Origin of the sequence: Pseudomonas sp. B1(2018), assembly GCF_003097365.1 — a bacterium.
Taxonomy (GTDB): domain Bacteria; phylum Pseudomonadota; class Gammaproteobacteria; order Pseudomonadales; family Pseudomonadaceae; genus Aquipseudomonas; species Aquipseudomonas laurylsulfatiphila.
Map to the genome: position 1 here is coordinate 34009 of NZ_PYUK01000030.1, position 17001 is coordinate 51009.

The window sequence follows — 17001 nt, forward strand, 5'->3', positions numbered from 1 at the left end:
CATGCCTAGGCCAATATCTCTGACCGGGCGCAGCCTGGTGGCGGGTGCCGCGCAAGGCGCCCTGCTGTTCGCCGATGTCGGCTTGAGCTTCTGGGGCGGAGTCGATCCCTGTACGGGTGAAGTCATCGACCGCCATCACCCGCTCAGCGGCCAACACCTGGCCGGCCGTGTGCTGGCGATTCCCAGTGGCCGTGGCTCGTGCACCGGCAGCAGTGTGTTGATGGAGCTGATCAGCAACGGCCATGCACCGGCGGCATTGGTGCTGGCCGAAGCCGACGAGATCCTGACCTTGGGCGTGCTGGTGGCGCAGACCATTTTTGCCCGTTCCCTGCCGGTGCTGTGCATCGGTCAGGAGGCTTTCGCCGCCTTGCGCGGCCAGGCCTTCGCCCGGGTCGAAAATGCAACGCTGAGCCTGTTCGATCACCTGCCGGGCGACGCCTGGCAGGCGCTCGACAGCCCATTACCAGACACTGACAGCACCGCCTCGATCAGGCTCACCGAGCACGATCGGGCGCTGCTCGATGGCCGGCATGGCAAGGCCGCGCAAATGGCCATGCAGATCGTCCTGCGCATGGCCGAACTGCAGGGTGCCGAGCACTTGGTGGATGTCACGCAAGCACACATCGACGGCTGTATTTACACGGGACCTGCAAGCCTGCGCTTTGCCGGGCAACTGGTGCAATGGGGAGCAAAAGTACGAGTGCCCACCACCCTCAATTCAATTTCCGTCGACCAGCGCCGTTGGCGCGAACTGGGTATCGACCCGGCACTGGGTGAACCGGCCAGTGCCTTGGGCGATGCCTATATGGCGATGGGCGCACAGCTCAGTTTCACCTGCGCGCCGTACCTGCTCGACAATGCACCGAAGGCTGGCGAGCAAATCGTCTGGGCGGAATCCAACGCAGTGGTCTACGCCAACAGCGTGCTCGGTGCACGCACCCTGAAATACCCGGATTACCTGGACATCTGCATCGCCCTCACCGGTCGCGCCCCGCTGATCGGCTGCCACCTGGACGCGCCACGCAAGGCCCGGTTGCAGATCGAGTTGCCCGCACTCGGTGAACTGGACGATGCCTTCTACCCGCTGCTGGGTTACCACATTGGTGCCCTGGCTGGCAGTCGCGTGCCGCTGGTGCTGGGACTGGAAAAACGCAAGCCGAGCCTGGACGGCCTCAAAGCCTTTGGCGCGGCCTTCGCTACCACCTCTGCGGCGCCACTGTTCCACATCGCCGGGGTCACCCCGGAGGCCATTGACCCGGCGCAGGTGCTGGATGCGGACATTTCCATTGCCGTGGAAAAAATCCGCCTGAAGGACCTGCTGCGCAGTTGGCGCGAACTCAACAGTGCTCGCGACAACCGGGTGGATGTGGTGTCGCTGGGTAACCCGCACTTTTCCCTCAGCGAGTTCGCTCACCTGGCACGACTGTGCCGGGGACGACAAAGACACCCGGATGTGGTGCTTGCCATCACCTGCGGCCGTGCCGTTTTGGAGCAGGCCCGCGAGGCAGGGCACATCGCCGTGATCGAAGCGTTTGGCGCGACCCTGGTCACCGACACCTGCTGGTGCATGCTCGGCGAACCCGTAATCCCCCTGACGGCTGAAAACCTGATGACCAACTCGGGCAAATACGCCCACTACGCACCGGGCCTGGTCGGCCGCAAGGTGCACTTCGCCAGCCTTGCCGAATGCGTCGACGCGGCCTGCACCGCAACGGCCAGCGGACGTTTGCCGGCCTGGCTACAACCTGCTGCCCTACTGGAGAGCCCTGCGCATGTTTGACTACAGCTTCCAATGGCGCTCTGCCCTGCGCGCCCTGCCGGACATGCTTGCCGGTGCCATCGTCACCTTCGAAACCGCCGCGCTGTCGATGATCTTCGGCGTGCTGATCGCCCTGGCCCTGACGGTGATGCGCGAGGCCAAACACCCATTACTGCGCGGGTTCGGCAACGGCTGGGTATCGATTGCCCGCAACACCCCGTCGCTGTTCCAGATCTACATCCTCTACTTCGGCCTCGGCTCGCTGAACCTGCACGTCAGTTCCTGGTTCGCCCTGCTGGCCGGGATCACCTTCAACAATGCCGGGTATCTGGCGGAGAACTTTCGCGGCGGCCTCAAGGCCGTGCCTGACACGCAGGTACGTGCGGCGCGTTCCCTCGGCATGAGTGCCTTCCAGGCCTACCGCATGATCATCGTCCCGCAACTGCTGCGGATCGTGTTCTATCCGCTGACCAATCAGATGGTCTGGGCGGTGTTGATGACGTCGCTGGGGGTGATCGTCGGGCTAAACAATGACCTGACCGGTGTGACCCAGGAATACAACGTCAAAACCTTCCGCACCTTCGAGTATTTCGCCATCGCAGCGGTGCTGTATTACTTGATTGCCAAGGCGATCGTCGCGGCAGCCCGGCTGATGGCCTGGCGGTTGTTCCGTTACTGAGGAGCTGTCCATGTTTTCCACCGATTTTTCCTCGAATGACCTGATGTTCCTGCTCAACGGTGCGTGGGTCACGATGCAACTGACGTTCTGGTCGATCATCCTCGGCTCCTTGGCCGGGTTGTTCTTCGGCCTGCTGCGGGCCTTGTTGCCACGGGCCAGCCAGCCACTGGCCTGGGTGCTGGACGTGTTTCGCAGCGTGCCGTTGCTGATCCAGTTCGTACTGTTCAACTCACTCAAAAGCATCATCGGTTTGAACATCAGCGCCTTCAGCGTCGGCTGCATTGTGCTGGGGGTTTACGCAGCGGCGTACTTCACCGAGATCGTGCGGGCCGGCGTGCTGGCGGTGCCGTTCACCGTGCGCCGGGCCAGCCGGTCGCTGGGGCTGAGTTTCTTGCAGGATTTGCGCTGGATCGTCCTGCCGATGGCCACCCGGGTAGCGTTCCCCGGCTGGCTGAACCTGGTGCTCGGTGTAATGAAAGACACCGCGCTGGTGATGTGGATCGGCATCGTCGAACTGCTGCGCGCCTCGCAAACCATCGTCACCCGCATCCAGGAACCGTTGCTGGTGCTGTGCATCGCGGGCCTTATCTACTACGTCATGAGCCTGGTGGTCGCACGCCTGGGCGCTCGTCTGGAAAGAAGGTGGCAAGAAAATGATTGAGATCGACAACGTACATAAATCCTTCGGCAACCTCGAAGTGGTCAAGGGCGTCAACCTGACGGTGAACAAGGGCGAAGTGGTGTCGATCATCGGCGGCTCCGGCTCCGGCAAATCGACCTTGCTGATGTGCATCAACGGCCTGGAACCGATCCAGAAAGGCAACATCCGCGTTGATGGCGTCGAGGTCCATCACAGCGCCACCGACCTCAATCGCCTGCGGCAGAAAATCGGCATTGTGTTCCAGCAATGGAATGCCTTCCCGCACCTGACGGTGCTGGAAAACGTCATGCTCGCGCCGCGCAAAGTGCTGGGCAAAAGCAAGGCTGAAGCTGAAGAGCTGGCGGTGAAGCAACTGACCCACGTCGGTCTGGGCGACAAGCTCAAGACTTTCCCTGGCAAGCTGTCCGGTGGACAGCAACAACGCATGGCCATCGCCCGTGCCCTGGCCATGTCACCGGACTACATGCTGTTCGACGAAGCCACCTCGGCCCTCGACCCGCAGTTGGTCGGTGAAGTGCTGGACACCATGCGCATGCTCGCCGAAGACGGCATGACCATGGTGTTGGTGACCCACGAAATCCGCTTTGCCCGGGACGTGTCCGACCGTGTGGCGTTCTTCCGCAATGGCCTGGTGCATGAAATTGGGTCGCCGGATCAGGTGATTGGCAATCCGGTGCATGCGGAGACTGCGGCGTTTCTGAAATCAGTGAAATAGCGACTGGCCCAATCGCGAGCAAGCTCGCTCCTACAGGGTTTTGTGTGTACACCACTCATTCCTGTGGGAGCGAGCTTGCTCGCGATGAGGCCTTCACAGACAAAACAAGGAGCAAACCATGCGCTCATCAAAAGTCATTCATGTAGTCAGCTGCCACGCCGAAGGCGAAGTCGGCGACGTGATCGTCGGCGGTGTCGCCCCGCCGCCCGGCGCCACCGTGTGGGAACAGTCGCGCTGGATCGCCCGGGACGAAACCCTGCGCAACTTCGTCCTCAACGAACCCCGCGGCGGCGTGTTCCGCCACGTCAACCTGCTGGTCCCGGCCAAGGATCCACGGGCGCAGATGGCCTGGATCATCATGGAACCGGCGGACACCCCGCCGATGTCCGGCTCCAACTCGTTGTGCGTCGCCACCGTATTGCTCGACAGCGGCATCCTGCCCATGACCGAGCCGCAAACCCGCCTGGTGCTGGAAGCGCCCGGCGGCCTGATCGAAGCTGTGGCCGACTGCCGGGATGGCAAGGTGCAACGGGTGGAAGTGAAAAACGTACCGTCCTTCGCTGATCGACTGGATGCGTGGATTGAAGTCGAAGGCATCGGCTCGCTGAAGGTTGACACCGCTTACGGTGGCGACAGTTTTGTGATTGCCGATGCCAAAGGCCTGGGTTTCTCCATCCGCCCGGATGAAGCGGCCGATCTGGTCGCGGTGGGGCTGAAAATCACTCGAGCGGCCAACGAACAACTGGGCTTCGTGCATCCGCTGAATCCCGAGTGGTCGCACATTTCCTTCTGCCAGATCGCCGCGCCCATCGTCCATGAGAACGGTATCGCCACCGGCGCCAATGCGGTGGTGATTCAACCGGGCAAGATCGACCGCTCCCCCACGGGCACTGGTTGCTCGGCGCGCATGGCGGTGTTGCAGGCCAAAGGCTTGATGCAGGTTGGCGAGCGCTTTGTCGGCCGTTCGATTATCGGCTCCGAGTTCCACTGCCGCATTGATTCGCTGACCGAAGTCGCCGGCCGTGCCGCGATTTACCCGTGCATTTCCGGCCGGGCGTGGATCACCGGCACCCATCAATTACTGCTCGACCCAAGCGATCCGTGGCCACAAGGCTATCGCCTGTCCGACACCTGGCCCGGCGCCTGATCACGCAATCCCTGCTCCCCAGACCAACGGCCAGTAAAAACCCCTGAAAACCAAAAAAAGCACTAGCCGAGCATCGTCATTTTAAATATCGTATACGAAATACAATTAACGAACCGGAGGCAACAATGAGCAAGCGCATTAACTGGAGTGGCGTCTTCCCAGCGGTGACCACTCAATTCAACGATGACTTCTCCATCAACCTGGAAAAAACCCATCAGGTGATTTCCAACGTGATCCGCGACGGCGTGTCAGGCCTGGTGGTCTGCGGCTCGGTGGGTGAAAACACCTCGCTGAGTGCCGAAGAGAAAATCGCCGTGACTGAAGTCGCTGTCGATGCCGCCCGCGGTCGCGTACCGGTGATTTGCGGCGTGGCCGAGTTCACCAGCCTACAAGCGGCCAAGGTCGCCAATGCCGTACGCCGGGTCGGCGTCGATGGCGTGATGCTGATGCCGGCGCTGGTCTACGGTTCCAAGCCGTTCGAAACCGCCGAGCATTACCGCTACGTGGCGAAAAACGCCGATGTGCCGCTGATGGTCTACAACAACCCGCCCATCTATAAGAACGACGTCACCCCGGACATCCTGATTTCCCTGGCCGACTGCGACAACGTGGTGTGCTTCAAGGATTCTTCCGGCGACACCCGCCGCTTCATCGACGTGCGCAACGAAGTCGGTGACCGTTTCGTGTTGTTCGCCGGCCTCGACGACGTGGTGCTGGAAAGCATCGCCGTGGGCGCCGAAGGTTGGGTCTCGGGCATGTCCAACGTGTTCCCGAAAGAAGGCGAAACCATCTTCCGCCTGGCCAAGGCCGGTCGTTTCGCCGAAGCCATGCCGATCTACGAATGGCTGATGCCGATCCTGCACCTCGATGCCCGTGCCGACCTGGTGCAGTGCATCAAACTGTGTGAAGCCATTGCCGGTCGCGGCAGTGCCTTGACCCGTCCGCCACGCCTGGCCCTGCCGGAAGCCGACCGCGTATTCGTCGAGCAGATCATGGCCAAGGCGCTGGCCAACCGCCCGGAACTGCCGGACGTCGGTCTCTGAGCGATTGCCGGGCGGGTCTTTACTGGCCCCGCCCGGCTGCCCGTTTTTTGCGTCTCAACAAGGTACGTCAGCATGTCGAATCCTCAACACACGCAAAGCGCAACCACACCCTCGGGACTCAAACGCGTGGTGGCTGCCGCCATGGCTGGCACCGTCGCCGAATGGTATGAATTCTTTCTCTACGGCACCGCCTCGGCATTGGTTTTTGGCAAGCTGTTCTTCCGCCAGACCGACAGCCCCATCGACGGCATCATTGCCGCCTTCGCCTTGTATGCGGTCGGCTTTCTCGCCCGGCCGTTAGGCGGTTTGGTATTCGGTCACTACGGTGACAAATTCGGCCGCAAACGCCTGCTGCAACTGAGCCTGGTAGTGGTCGGCATCACCACCTTCCTGATGGGTTGCCTGCCTGGTTTCGACCAGATCGGTTACGCAGCACCGGTGCTACTGGTGCTGTTGCGGCTGATCCAGGGCTTCGCTTTCGGTGGCGAATGGGGCGGCGCGATTCTGCTGGTGTCCGAACACTGCCCGGACAATCGTCGGGGCTTCTGGGCCAGTTGGCCGCAAGCCGGGGTGCCGGCCGGCAACCTGGTGGCCACGCTCGCCCTGCTGCTGTTGTCGTCGAACCTGTCAGAGCAACAGTTCCTTGCCTGGGGCTGGCGCGTGGCGTTCTGGTTCTCGGCGGTAGTCGTGTTGATCGGTTACTGGATTCGCACCAGCGTCGATGACGCGCCGATCTTCAAGGAAGCCCAGGCCCGTCAGGCCCAGACCAAACAGCAACAGCTCGGTGTGGTGGAAGTGCTGCGCCATCACTGGCGTTCGGTGCTGGTGGGAATCGGCGCTCGCTTTGCCGAGAACATCCTCTACTACACCGTAGTGACGTTCTCGATTACCTATCTGAAACTGGTGGTGCACAAGGACACTTCGCAAATTCTGCTGCTGATGTTCGGCGCGCACCTGGTGCACTTTTTCCTGATTCCCCTGATGGGCTATCTGTCGGACATCATCGGGCGCAAGCCGGTGTACCTGACCGGCGCGGTGCTCACAGCGTTCTGGGGTTTCATCGGTTTCCCGATGATGGACACTGGCAACAACTGGCTGATCATGGCCGCCATCACCCTGGGCCTGGCCATCGAGTCGATGACTTATGCGCCTTACTCGGCGCTGATGGCTGAATTGTTCCCGACCCACGTACGCTACACCGCTCTGTCCCTGTGCTACCAGGTGGCACCGATCTTCGCCGGTTCCCTGGCACCGCTGATCGCCATCACCTTGCTCAACAAGTACCAAAGCTCGACTCCGATCGCCTGGTATCTGGTGGGCGCCGCACTGATTTCCGTGGTGGCTGTCGGCCTGACCCGCGAGACCCGTGGCAAGTCATTGCGCCAGGTGGATGCCGAGTCGGCGGCGCGGGTTGCTGCCGTGGACGCAGCCGTGCCAGCCACCCCGCGCCGGGGTGATTCGTTGGCTTGAGTGCATCAAAAGATCGCAGCCTTCGGCAGCTCCTACAGGAGTGGATGTCGGGTGAATACGGTCGGTGTAGGAGCTGCCGAAGGCTGCGATCTTTTGCCCTTTATCTTTCCAGACCGGAGATTTTCAATGCTCGAAATCCTTGGCCACAACTATATCGGCGGAGCGCGCAGCGCCGCTGGCGGCATCTTCCTGAACAGCCATGACGCCAGCACCGGTGAAGCACTGCCCTACTCGTTCGTGCAAGCCACCGCGCAAGAAGTCGACGCGGCCGCCCAGGCCGCTGCGGCCGCCTATCCCGCCTTTCGTCATTTGCCGGCGACGCGCCGGGCACAATTTCTTGACGCCATCGCCGCGCAACTGGATGCCCTGGATGACGAGTTCGTTGCCCTGGTGACCCGCGAGACCGCCCTGCCCAGCGCCCGGATTCAGGGCGAGCGCAGCCGCACCAGCGGCCAGATGCGTCTGTTCGCTCAGGTGCTGCGTCGGGGCGATTTCTACAGCGCGCGCATCGACCGCGCCCTGCCGGAGCGTCAGCCGCTGCCACGGGTTGACCTGCGCCAGTACCGGATCGGCGTCGGCCCGGTGGCAGTGTTCGGCGCCAGCAATTTTCCGTTGGCCTTTTCGACGGCTGGCGGCGATACCGCAGCGGCCCTGGCCGCCGGTTGCCCGGTGGTGTTCAAGGCCCACAGCGGGCACATGGCAACCGCCGAATGCGTGGCCAATGCGATCCTTCGCGCCGCCGAGCAGACCGACATGCCCAAGGGTGTGTTCAACATGATTTACGGCGCTGGTGTCGGTGAAGCGCTGATCAAACACCCGGCGATTCAGGCCGTCGGTTTCACCGGCTCGCTCAAAGGTGGCCGTGCCCTTTGCGACATGGCCGCTGCACGGCAACAACCCATCCCGGTGTTCGCCGAGATGAGCAGCATCAATCCAGTGTTGGTATTGCCCGAAGCCTTGCGCGCGCGGGGCGAGAAAATCGCCGGTGAGCTGGTGGCATCGGTGGTCCAGGGTTGCGGGCAGTTCTGCACCAATCCGGGGTTGGTCATTGGTATTCGCACCCCTGAATGGACGGCGTTCACTGCGCGATTAAGCAACCTGATGGCCGAACAACCGGCGCAAACCATGCTCAATGCTGGCACCCTCGGCAGCTATGAAAAAGGGGTGCGAGCCTTGCTCGAGCATCCGGGCGTGACGCATCTGGCGGGCCACGACCAGCAGGGCAATCAGGCGCGGCCGCAACTGTTCAAGGCCGACGTCAGCCTCCTGCTCAACGGGGATCCGCTGCTACAGGAAGAAGTGTTCGGGCCGACCACCATTGTCGTTGAAGTGGCGGACAAGGTTGAGCTGCGGCAGGCGTTGAACAGCTTGCACGGGCAACTGACCGCGACATTGATTGGCGAAGCATCGGATCTTCAGACCCATGGGGACCTGCTGATATTGCTGGAACAAAAAGTCGGCCGGGTGCTGTTCAACGGTTACCCCACCGGAGTCGAAGTCTGCGATGCCATGGTTCACGGCGGGCCTTACCCTGCAACCTCCGACGCCCGTGGCACATCGGTTGGCAGCCTGGCCATCGAGCGATTCCTGCGTCCGGTGTGCTACCAGAACTGCCCTGACGCCTTGCTACCCGACGCCTTGAAAAACGCCAACCCACTGGGGATTGCACGGCTGGTGGATGGCAGCAGCCAACGCGAACCGGTTTAACAACACGACCTCCTGTGGGAGCGAGCTTGCTCGCGATAGCGGTGTGTCAGTCGACGAAAATGTTGAATCTGATGCCCTCATCGCGAGCAAGCTCGCTCCCACAGGAGTGGGCGCACCCATTCCATTCAAGCCAGCAGTGCTTTCAGGTCGTTGTACAGCGCCTCGGGAATTTGCACGCCTTCCACCAGGCTGCGTACCCGCGCCGCGTAACGTCGTTGCGACGGTAAGCGTGCGCCCTGCCCTTCAATGCCCTGGAACAACGTTTCGGCCCGGGCCAAATGTTCTTCAGTGGCGTCCCCCAGAAAGCGCCGAGGGTCCAGGGCGATGATCAACTCGCCATGGTACGGCGACGACTTGCTGCCCCCGTCGTAAGCCAACGACTCGGCACTGGTCAGGTCACCGATCAGCGGCCCGGCAATCAACTCCACCATGGCCGCCAGCGCCGAACCCTTGTGCCCGCCAAACGTCAGCATCGCGCCGCTATCCAGCACCACGTTGGCGTCGGTGCTCGGCCGGCCTTGGGCGTCCATGCCCCAACCTTCGGGAATCGCCTTGCCGGCACGCCGGTGCAGCTCGATATCACCCCGGGCAATCGCGCTGGTGGCGAAGTCGAACACAAACGGGTCTTGCCCCGCACGCGGCCAACCGAAGGCAATGGGATTGGTGCCGAACACCGGCAGTCGTCCTCCAGCCGGCGCCACCCAGGCGTGGCTCGGATTACACGCCAGTGCCACCAGGCCAGCGGCCGTCAGCTGCTCGATCTCCACCCACAGCGCCGAGAAATGTACACAGCGGTTGATTGCCAACGCCGCAATGCCGTTGGCCCGGGTTTTCTGCGCCAGCAACGGCAACCCCGCCTGAAACGCCAACTGCGAAAACCCACCGCCAGCATCCACCCGCACAATCGCCGGCGCCTGGTCGATCACCTGTGGCTCGGCATCGGCCGACACCTTGCCGGCCCGCAGGGAATTCACACACCCCAGAATCCGGTACAAACCGTGGGAGGCACAGCCATCACGTTCGCCAGCAATCACCGTCGCCGCCACCGCTTGTGCATGGGCCAGATTAAAACCGTTGTGCAGCAAGATCGATTCAGCCAACTCACGGGCTTCGATCAGGGTCAGTCGGATCATGGTCATCTCCTTGGACAGACCGGTCAGGGTGGTCTATCCGAGGCGTCATGGCTTGATGGGTTTGGGCATTGGCGATGACGAAATTGGCATAGTGCAGGCCGTTGGCCCCCGTTGAACCAATGGCTGATGACGGGTCCCTGATCCTGATTGTGCAGAAGGCTGCTGGCCTCTTCGCGAGCAAGCTCGCTCCCACAGGGGATCATGTAGACCACAGAACCAGTGTGGGAGCGGGCTTGCTCGCGAAGGGCGCGACTCGGTCCCAAGCCTGATCTTTGCAGACGAGGCAACACACAATTGTCATCAATCCAATTGATCGCCGATTGATCAAAGGCGCAATCTAGAGGGCTGGCTCGGGCCTTATATCATTCCGAATGATAGTTACCTTCGCCCCATTCGATTCGTGAGATACAAACCCGCCGCGCATCATTCGCCAATCTCAACACATTGGCGGATGCATCCATGGAACAGTCATTCAAACATTTGCGCTTCCCGTTGGCTTTGTTGGCCGTAGTGGTGATCAGCGCTTGCGGCAAGGCCCCGGAAACCGCCGCCACGATGCCAGCAGCCAAGGTCAGCGTGGCCAAGGTGCTGGAACAACCGGTCAACGAGTGGGACGAATTCACCGGGCGCCTGGAAGCGCCGGAAACGGTCGAGATTCGTCCACGGGTCTCCGGCCAGATCGATGAAGTGGCGTTCACTGAAGGCGCCCTGGTCAAGAAAGGCGACCTGCTGTTCCAGATCGACCCGCGTCCGTTCCAGGCTGAGGTCCGCCGCCTCGAAGCCCTGGTTGCACAATCGCGCGCCAATGCCACCCGCAGTGAAAACGAAGCCCAGCGCGGTGAGCGCCTGCGCACCAGCAACGCCATTTCCGCCGAGCTGGCCGATTCGCGCACCAGTGCCGCCCAGGAAGCCCGCGCCGCCGTCGGTGCGCTGCAGGCACAGCTCGACCTGGCCAAGCTCAACCTGAGTTTCACCCGCGTCACCGCACCGATCAGCGGCCGTGTCAGCCGTGCGGAAATCACCGCCGGCAACCTGGTGACCGCCGACACCACGCCGCTGACCAGCGTAGTCTCGACCGACAAGGTCTACGCCTACTTCGACGCGGACGAGCGTGTGTTCCTCAAGTACACCGAGCTCGCTCGCCAGGGCAAACGCGGCGCTACCACCCCGGTTTACATGGGCCTGTCCAACGAAGACGGTAACCCGCACCAGGGCGTGATGAACTTCGTCGACAACCAGGTCAACCCGAAGACCGGCACCATCCGTGGCCGCGCCGTGTTCGACAACAGCGATGGCAGCTACACCCCGGGCCTGTATGCACGCCTGAAACTGGTGGGCAGCGGCACCTACAGCGCCATGCTGATCAACGATGAAGCGGTGGGTACCGACCTGGGCAAGAAGTTCGTGATCGTGATGGACGGCGACAACAAGACCGCCTACCGCGCGGTGGAACTGGGGCCGAAGATCGAAGGTTTGCGCATCGTGCGCAGTGGCCTGAACAAGGACGACACCATCATCGTCAAGGGCCTGCAACGGGTACGTCCCGGCTCACCGGTCACCCCTGAAGTGATTCCGATGGCCAGCGAACAAACCCTCGCGGCACTCGCACAACAACGCCAAGCGCTGGAAGCCAGCAACCTGCCCCAAGTCGCGCCTGCCAAGGTTGCGCCGGGCACGGTTGTGAAACTGGCTGCCACGACCCCACGCGGTTAAGGGATTTTTACGATGAATTTTTCCCAATTCTTCATTTCGCGGCCGATCTTCGCAGCGGTGCTGTCGCTGCTGATCCTGATCGCCGGTGCGATCTCGCTGTTCCAGTTGCCGATCAGCGAATACCCGGAGGTGGTGCCGCCGACCGTGGTGGTGCGCGCCAACTTCCCCGGTGCCAACCCGAAAGTCATCGGTGAAACCGTGGCCGCTCCACTGGAGCAGGCCATCACCGGCGTCGAGAACATGCTGTACATGTCCTCGCAGTCGACCGCCGACGGCAAGATCACCCTGACCATCACCTTTGCCCTGGGTACCGACCTGGACAACGCGCAGGTACAGGTGCAGAACCGCGTGACCCGGACCGAGCCGAAACTTCCCGAGGAAGTGACGCGTATCGGTATCACCGTGGACAAGGCATCGCCCGACCTCACCATGGTTGTGCACTTGACCTCGCCGGACAAACGCTACGACATGCTCTATCTGTCCAACTACGCGATCCTCAACATCAAGGATGAGCTGGCGCGGCTGGGCGGTGTCGGAGACGTGCAACTGTTCGGCATGGGCGACTACTCGCTGCGTGTCTGGCTCGACCCGAACAAGACCGCTTCGCGCAACCTGACCGCCACTGACGTGGTCACCGCCATTCGTGAGCAGAACCGTCAGGTGGCCGCCGGTGCATTGGGCGCTCCCCCTGCCCCGAATGCCCAAAGCTTCCAGCTGTCGGTCAACACTCAGGGCCGTCTGGTCAGTGAGGAAGAGTTCGAGAACATCATCATTCGCTCTGGCGACAACGGTGAAATCACTCGCCTCAAGGACATCGCTCGCGTCGAGCTGGGTTCCAGCCAGTACGCCCTGCGTTCGCTGCTGAACAATCAGCCGGCGGTGGCGATCCCGATCTTCCAGCGCCCTGGCTCCAATGCCATCGAGATCTCCAACGAAGTCCGGGCGAAAATGGCCGAACTGAAGAAGAACTTCCCCGAAGGCATGGACTTCAGCATCGTCTATGACCCGACGATCTTCGTGCGCGGCTCCATCGAGGCGGTGGTTCACACCCTCTTCGAAGCACTGATCCTCGTGGTGCTGGTGGTGATCCTGTTCCTGCAGACCTGGCGCGCTTCGATCATTCCGTTGGTGGCGGTGCCGGTTTCGTTGATCGGTACCTTTGCCGTGATGCATCTGTTCGGCTTCTCGCTCAACGCCCTGTCGCTGTTCGGCCTGGTACTGGCCATCGGTATCGTGGTGGACGACGCCATCGTGGTGGTGGAGAACGTCGAGCGGAACATCGAGCTCGGATTGACCCCGGTGGAAGCCACCAAACGCGCCATGCGTGAAGTGACCGGCCCGATCATTGCCACGGCGCTGGTGCTGTGTGCGGTGTTCGTTCCGGCAGCGTTCATCTCCGGCCTGACCGGGCAGTTCTACAAGCAGTTCGCCCTGACCATTGCGATTTCCACGGTGATCTCGGCCTTCAACTCCCTGACCCTGTCGCCGGCACTGGCTGCTGTGTTGCTCAAGGGCCATGACGCACCGAAAGACCGCTTCTCCAGGGTGCTGGACAAGATGTTTGGCGGCTGGCTGTTCCGTCCGTTCAACCGTTTCTTTGAAAAGGCCAGCCATGGTTATGTCGGCACCGTCGCCCGTGTGATCCGCTCAAGCGGCATCGCCCTGCTGCTGTACGCCGGCCTGATGGTCCTGACCTTCTTCGGTTTCTCCAGCACCCCGACCGGTTTCGTACCCGGCCAGGACAAGCAATACCTGGTGGCCTTCGCGCAATTGCCGGATGCCTCGAGCCTGGACCGCACCGAAGACGTGATCAAGCGCATGTCTGACCTGGCGCTGAAACAGCCTGGCGTGGAAAGCGCGGTGGCCTTCCCTGGCCTGTCGATCAACGGTTTCACCAACAGCCCGAACGCCGGCATCGTGTTCGTCACCCTCAAACCGTTCGACGAGCGTAAAGACCCGAGCATGTCCGCCGGTGCGATTGCCGGTGCCTTGAACGGCCAGTACGCGAACATCCAGGAAGCCTACATGGCGATCTTCCCGCCGCCGCCGGTGCAAGGCCTGGGCACCATTGGTGGTTTCCGCCTGCAGATCGAAGACCGGGGCAACCTGGGCTACGAAGAGCTGTACAAGGAAACCATGAACATCATCGCCAAGAGCCACAGCGTGCCGGAACTGGCCGGCCTGTTCACCAGCTACACGGTCAACGTGCCGCAGGTCGATGCCGCCATCGACCGGGAAAAAGCCAAGACCCACGGCGTGGCCGTCAGCGACATCTTCGACACCCTGCAGATTTACCTGGGTTCGCTGTATGCCAACGACTTCAACCGCTTCGGGCGCACCTATCAGGTCAACGTTCAGGCTGAGCAACAGTTCCGCCTCGAATCCGACCAGATCGGCCAATTGAAAGTGCGTAACAACAAAGGCGAGATGATCCCGCTGGCGACCTTCATCAAGGTCAGCGACACCTCGGGTCCGGACCGCGTGATGCACTACAACGGCTTCATCACCGCTGAAATCAACGGTGCGGCAGCCCCCGGCTACAGCTCCGGCCAGGCCGAAAAAGCCATCGAGAAACTGCTCAAGGAAGAACTTCCGAACGGCATGACCTACGAATGGACCGACCTGACCTACCAGCAGATCCTGTCCGGCAACACCGCGCTGTTCGTGTTCCCGCTCTGCGTACTGCTGGCGTTCCTGGTACTGGCGGCCCAGTACGAAAGCTGGAGCCTGCCACTGGCGGTGATCCTGATCGTACCGATGACCCTGCTGTCGGCCATCACCGGTGTGATCGCCTCCGGCGGTGACAACAACATCTTTACCCAGATCGGCCTGATCGTACTGGTGGGCCTGGCGTGCAAGAACGCGATCCTGATCGTCGAGTTCGCCAAGGACAAACAGCTGGAGGGCCTCAACCCGCTGGCCGCGGTACTGGAAGCTTGCCGCCTGCGTCTGCGGCCGATCCTGATGACCTCTTTCGCGTTCATCATGGGGGTTGTGCCGCTGGTGTTCTCCAGCGGTGCCGGTGCCGAAATGCGTCACGCCATGGGTGTGGCGGTGTTCTCCGGGATGCTCGGGGTGACCTTCTTCGGCCTGTTGCTGACGCCAGTGTTCTACGTATTGATTCGTAACTTTGTCGAGCGTGGCCAGGCGCGCAAAGCCGCCAAGGTCAACCTGAAGCTGGAGTCGCACTGATGAGTTTGAAAGCCTTCCTGCCGAGCCTGCTGGTGCTGGCCTTGAGTGCCTGTGCCGTGGGTCCGGATTACCAGACGCCCAACACCGAGGCGGCCAACATCACGGCCGCCACCGATGGCGCCGCCGGCCAGAAGAACTTTGACCGCTCGCGTTTCGAAGGCATCTGGTGGCAGCAGTTCGAAGACCCGACCCTCAACCAGTTGGTGACGCAATCGCTCAAGGGCAACCGTGATTTGCGCGTCGCTTTTGCCCGCTGGAAAGCCGCACGGGCGATCCGCGATGACATCAGTAACGACAACTTGCCGGTCGTCACCAGCCGTGTCAGCAGTGACCTGGGCAAGGGCCAGATTCCTGGCCAGACCACCGACCGGGTCAACAGCGAACGCTACGACCTGGGCCTGGACATGGCCTGGGAGATCGACCTGTTTGGCCGCATCCAGCGCAACCTGGAATCGGCGAATGCCGAGCAACAGTCGCTAGAAGCCGATCTGTACCAGCTGCAGGTGAGCATGATTGCCGAACTGGTGGATGCCTACGGTCAACTGCGTGGTGCGCAACTGCGGGAAAAGATCGCCCTGGCCAACCTGGAGAACCAGCAGGAGTCGCGCAAGATCACCATCAACCTGCGCGATGCCGGCGTCGGCGATCAGCTCGATGTGGAGCGTGCCGATGCCCGCCTGGCGTCGGTCGAAGCCAGCGTGCCGCAATTGCAGGCCGAGCAGGTTCGGGAGAAGAACCGTATCGCCACGCTACTGGGCGAGCGTCCGGACAAGTTGACCGTGGATTTGAGCCCGAAAGACTTGCCGGCGATTGCCAAGGCCTTGCCGATCGGTAATCCGGGTGAACTGCTGCAACGCCGGCCGGACATTCGCAGTGCCGAGCGCAAACTGGCGTCGGCCACGGCGCGGATCGGCGTGGCCAAGGCCGACCTGTTCCCGCAAGTCAGCCTCAGCGGCTTCCTTGGTTTCACCGCCGGGCGCGGTTCGCAAATCGGTTCCTCGGCGGCCAACGCCTGGGCGCTCGGCCCGAGCATCACTTGGGCGGCGTTCGACCTGGGCAGCGTGCGCGCCCGTTTGCGCGCCGCCGATGCCGATGCCGAAGGCGCCCTGGCGACTTACGAGCAGCAAGTGTTGCTGGCGCTGGAAGAATCGGAAAACGCCTTCAGCGACTACGGCAAACGCCAACAGCGCCTGATTTCGCTGATTCGCCAGAGCGAGTCCAGCCGTTCCGCAGCCGATCTCGCCGAGATTCGCTACCGCGAAGGCACGGCGGATTTCCTCGTGCTGCTCGACGCCCAGCGTGAACGCCTGGCGGCCGAGGACACCCAGGCCCAGGCTGAAGTCGATCTGTATCGCGGCATCGTCGCGATCTACAAGGCCCTCGGGGGCGGCTGGCAGCCCGAGACGGTCGCCAGCAATTAACCCCAAGCTTTCAAGCGCTCCTTTGGTTGGCCGCAACCAACCAATTCCTTTGCCCTGCGTCTCATTCGGTCGCGGGGCTTTTTTTGCCCAGAACACAAATCCCTGTAGGAGCTGCCGAAGGCTGCGATCTTTTGATTTTTTGCGAAGATCAAGATCAAAAGATCGCAGCCTTCGGCAGCTCCTACAGGGGGCTCGTCGCTTGGCGCTCCCTCCTGTATTGCGGTTTTCAAGCGCTTTGCCCTGCGTCTCATTCGGTCACGGTGCACACATCCTTGTAGGAGCTGCCGAAGGCTGCGATCTTTTGATCCTTTTTGTGAAGATCAAGATCAAAAGATCGCAGCCTTCGGCAGCTCCTACAGGG

At 61.8% G+C, this 17001-nt stretch carries 12 protein-coding genes; 11 read left to right on the forward strand and 1 reads right to left on the reverse strand.

Features of this window, described 5'->3' with window-relative positions:
- Position 1: 1 nt before the first annotated feature.
- From C9422_RS30355 to C9422_RS30390, 8 genes are all read left to right on the forward strand, one after another.
- Positions 2-1780: an aconitase X gene (locus tag C9422_RS30355; RefSeq protein ID WP_116583199.1), complete on the forward strand. Its 1779-nt coding sequence runs from the start codon at positions 2-4 to the stop codon at positions 1778-1780.
- Positions 1773-2438, forward strand: a complete 666-nt coding sequence (locus C9422_RS30360) for an amino acid ABC transporter permease (RefSeq protein ID WP_007997725.1) — start codon at positions 1773-1775, stop codon at positions 2436-2438. Before C9422_RS30355 ends, C9422_RS30360 begins: the two co-directional genes overlap by 8 nt.
- A 10-nt stretch (positions 2439-2448) precedes the next feature.
- Positions 2449-3099 (forward strand): amino acid ABC transporter permease, encoded by a 651-nt coding sequence (locus C9422_RS30365; protein ID WP_007997727.1) that lies wholly within the window; start codon positions 2449-2451, stop codon positions 3097-3099.
- The gene (locus tag C9422_RS30370) at positions 3092-3814 is read left to right on the forward strand and encodes an amino acid ABC transporter ATP-binding protein (RefSeq protein ID WP_047530195.1); all 723 of its coding nucleotides are present in this window, start codon (positions 3092-3094) and stop codon (positions 3812-3814) included. Before C9422_RS30365 ends, C9422_RS30370 begins: the two co-directional genes overlap by 8 nt.
- Before the next feature lie 118 nt (positions 3815-3932).
- Positions 3933-4961, forward strand: a complete 1029-nt coding sequence (locus C9422_RS30375; RefSeq protein WP_008018645.1) for a proline racemase family protein — start codon at positions 3933-3935, stop codon at positions 4959-4961.
- Positions 4962-5086: 125 nt separating this feature from the next.
- Positions 5087-6004, forward strand: coding sequence for a dihydrodipicolinate synthase family protein (locus C9422_RS30380; protein ID WP_102701650.1), 918 nt, complete (start codon positions 5087-5089; stop codon positions 6002-6004).
- Between the two features lie 72 nt (positions 6005-6076).
- Complete coding sequence (gene abaF / locus C9422_RS30385; protein WP_116583192.1) at positions 6077-7474, forward strand: fosfomycin efflux MFS transporter AbaF; 1398 nt, start codon at positions 6077-6079, stop codon at positions 7472-7474.
- A gap of 126 nt (positions 7475-7600) precedes the next feature.
- Complete coding sequence (locus tag C9422_RS30390; RefSeq protein ID WP_116583193.1) at positions 7601-9181, forward strand: aldehyde dehydrogenase (NADP(+)); 1581 nt, start codon at positions 7601-7603, stop codon at positions 9179-9181.
- 125 nt (positions 9182-9306) lie between these two features.
- On the opposite strand, the gene C9422_RS30400 is transcribed toward C9422_RS30390, so the two are convergent.
- Positions 9307-10314, reverse strand: coding sequence for an Ldh family oxidoreductase (locus C9422_RS30400; protein ID WP_116583194.1), 1008 nt, complete (start codon positions 10312-10314; stop codon positions 9307-9309).
- 459 nt (positions 10315-10773) lie between these two features.
- Here C9422_RS30400 and mexE point away from each other — a divergent pair, with 459 nt between their 5' ends.
- From mexE to C9422_RS30415, 3 genes are read left to right on the forward strand one after another with little or no spacing between them, the layout of a single operon-like run.
- A complete protein-coding gene (gene mexE, locus C9422_RS30405; RefSeq protein ID WP_007970593.1) occupies positions 10774-12027 on the forward strand; it encodes a multidrug efflux RND transporter periplasmic adaptor subunit MexE in 1254 nt (417 codons plus the stop codon).
- Positions 12028-12039: 12 nt separating this feature from the next.
- Complete coding sequence (locus C9422_RS30410; RefSeq protein ID WP_116583195.1) at positions 12040-15219, forward strand: efflux RND transporter permease subunit; 3180 nt, start codon at positions 12040-12042, stop codon at positions 15217-15219.
- Positions 15219-16640: an efflux transporter outer membrane subunit gene (locus tag C9422_RS30415; protein WP_007970590.1), complete on the forward strand. Its 1422-nt coding sequence runs from the start codon at positions 15219-15221 to the stop codon at positions 16638-16640. Before C9422_RS30410 ends, C9422_RS30415 begins: the two co-directional genes overlap by 1 nt.
- Positions 16641-17001: the final 361 nt, after the last annotated feature.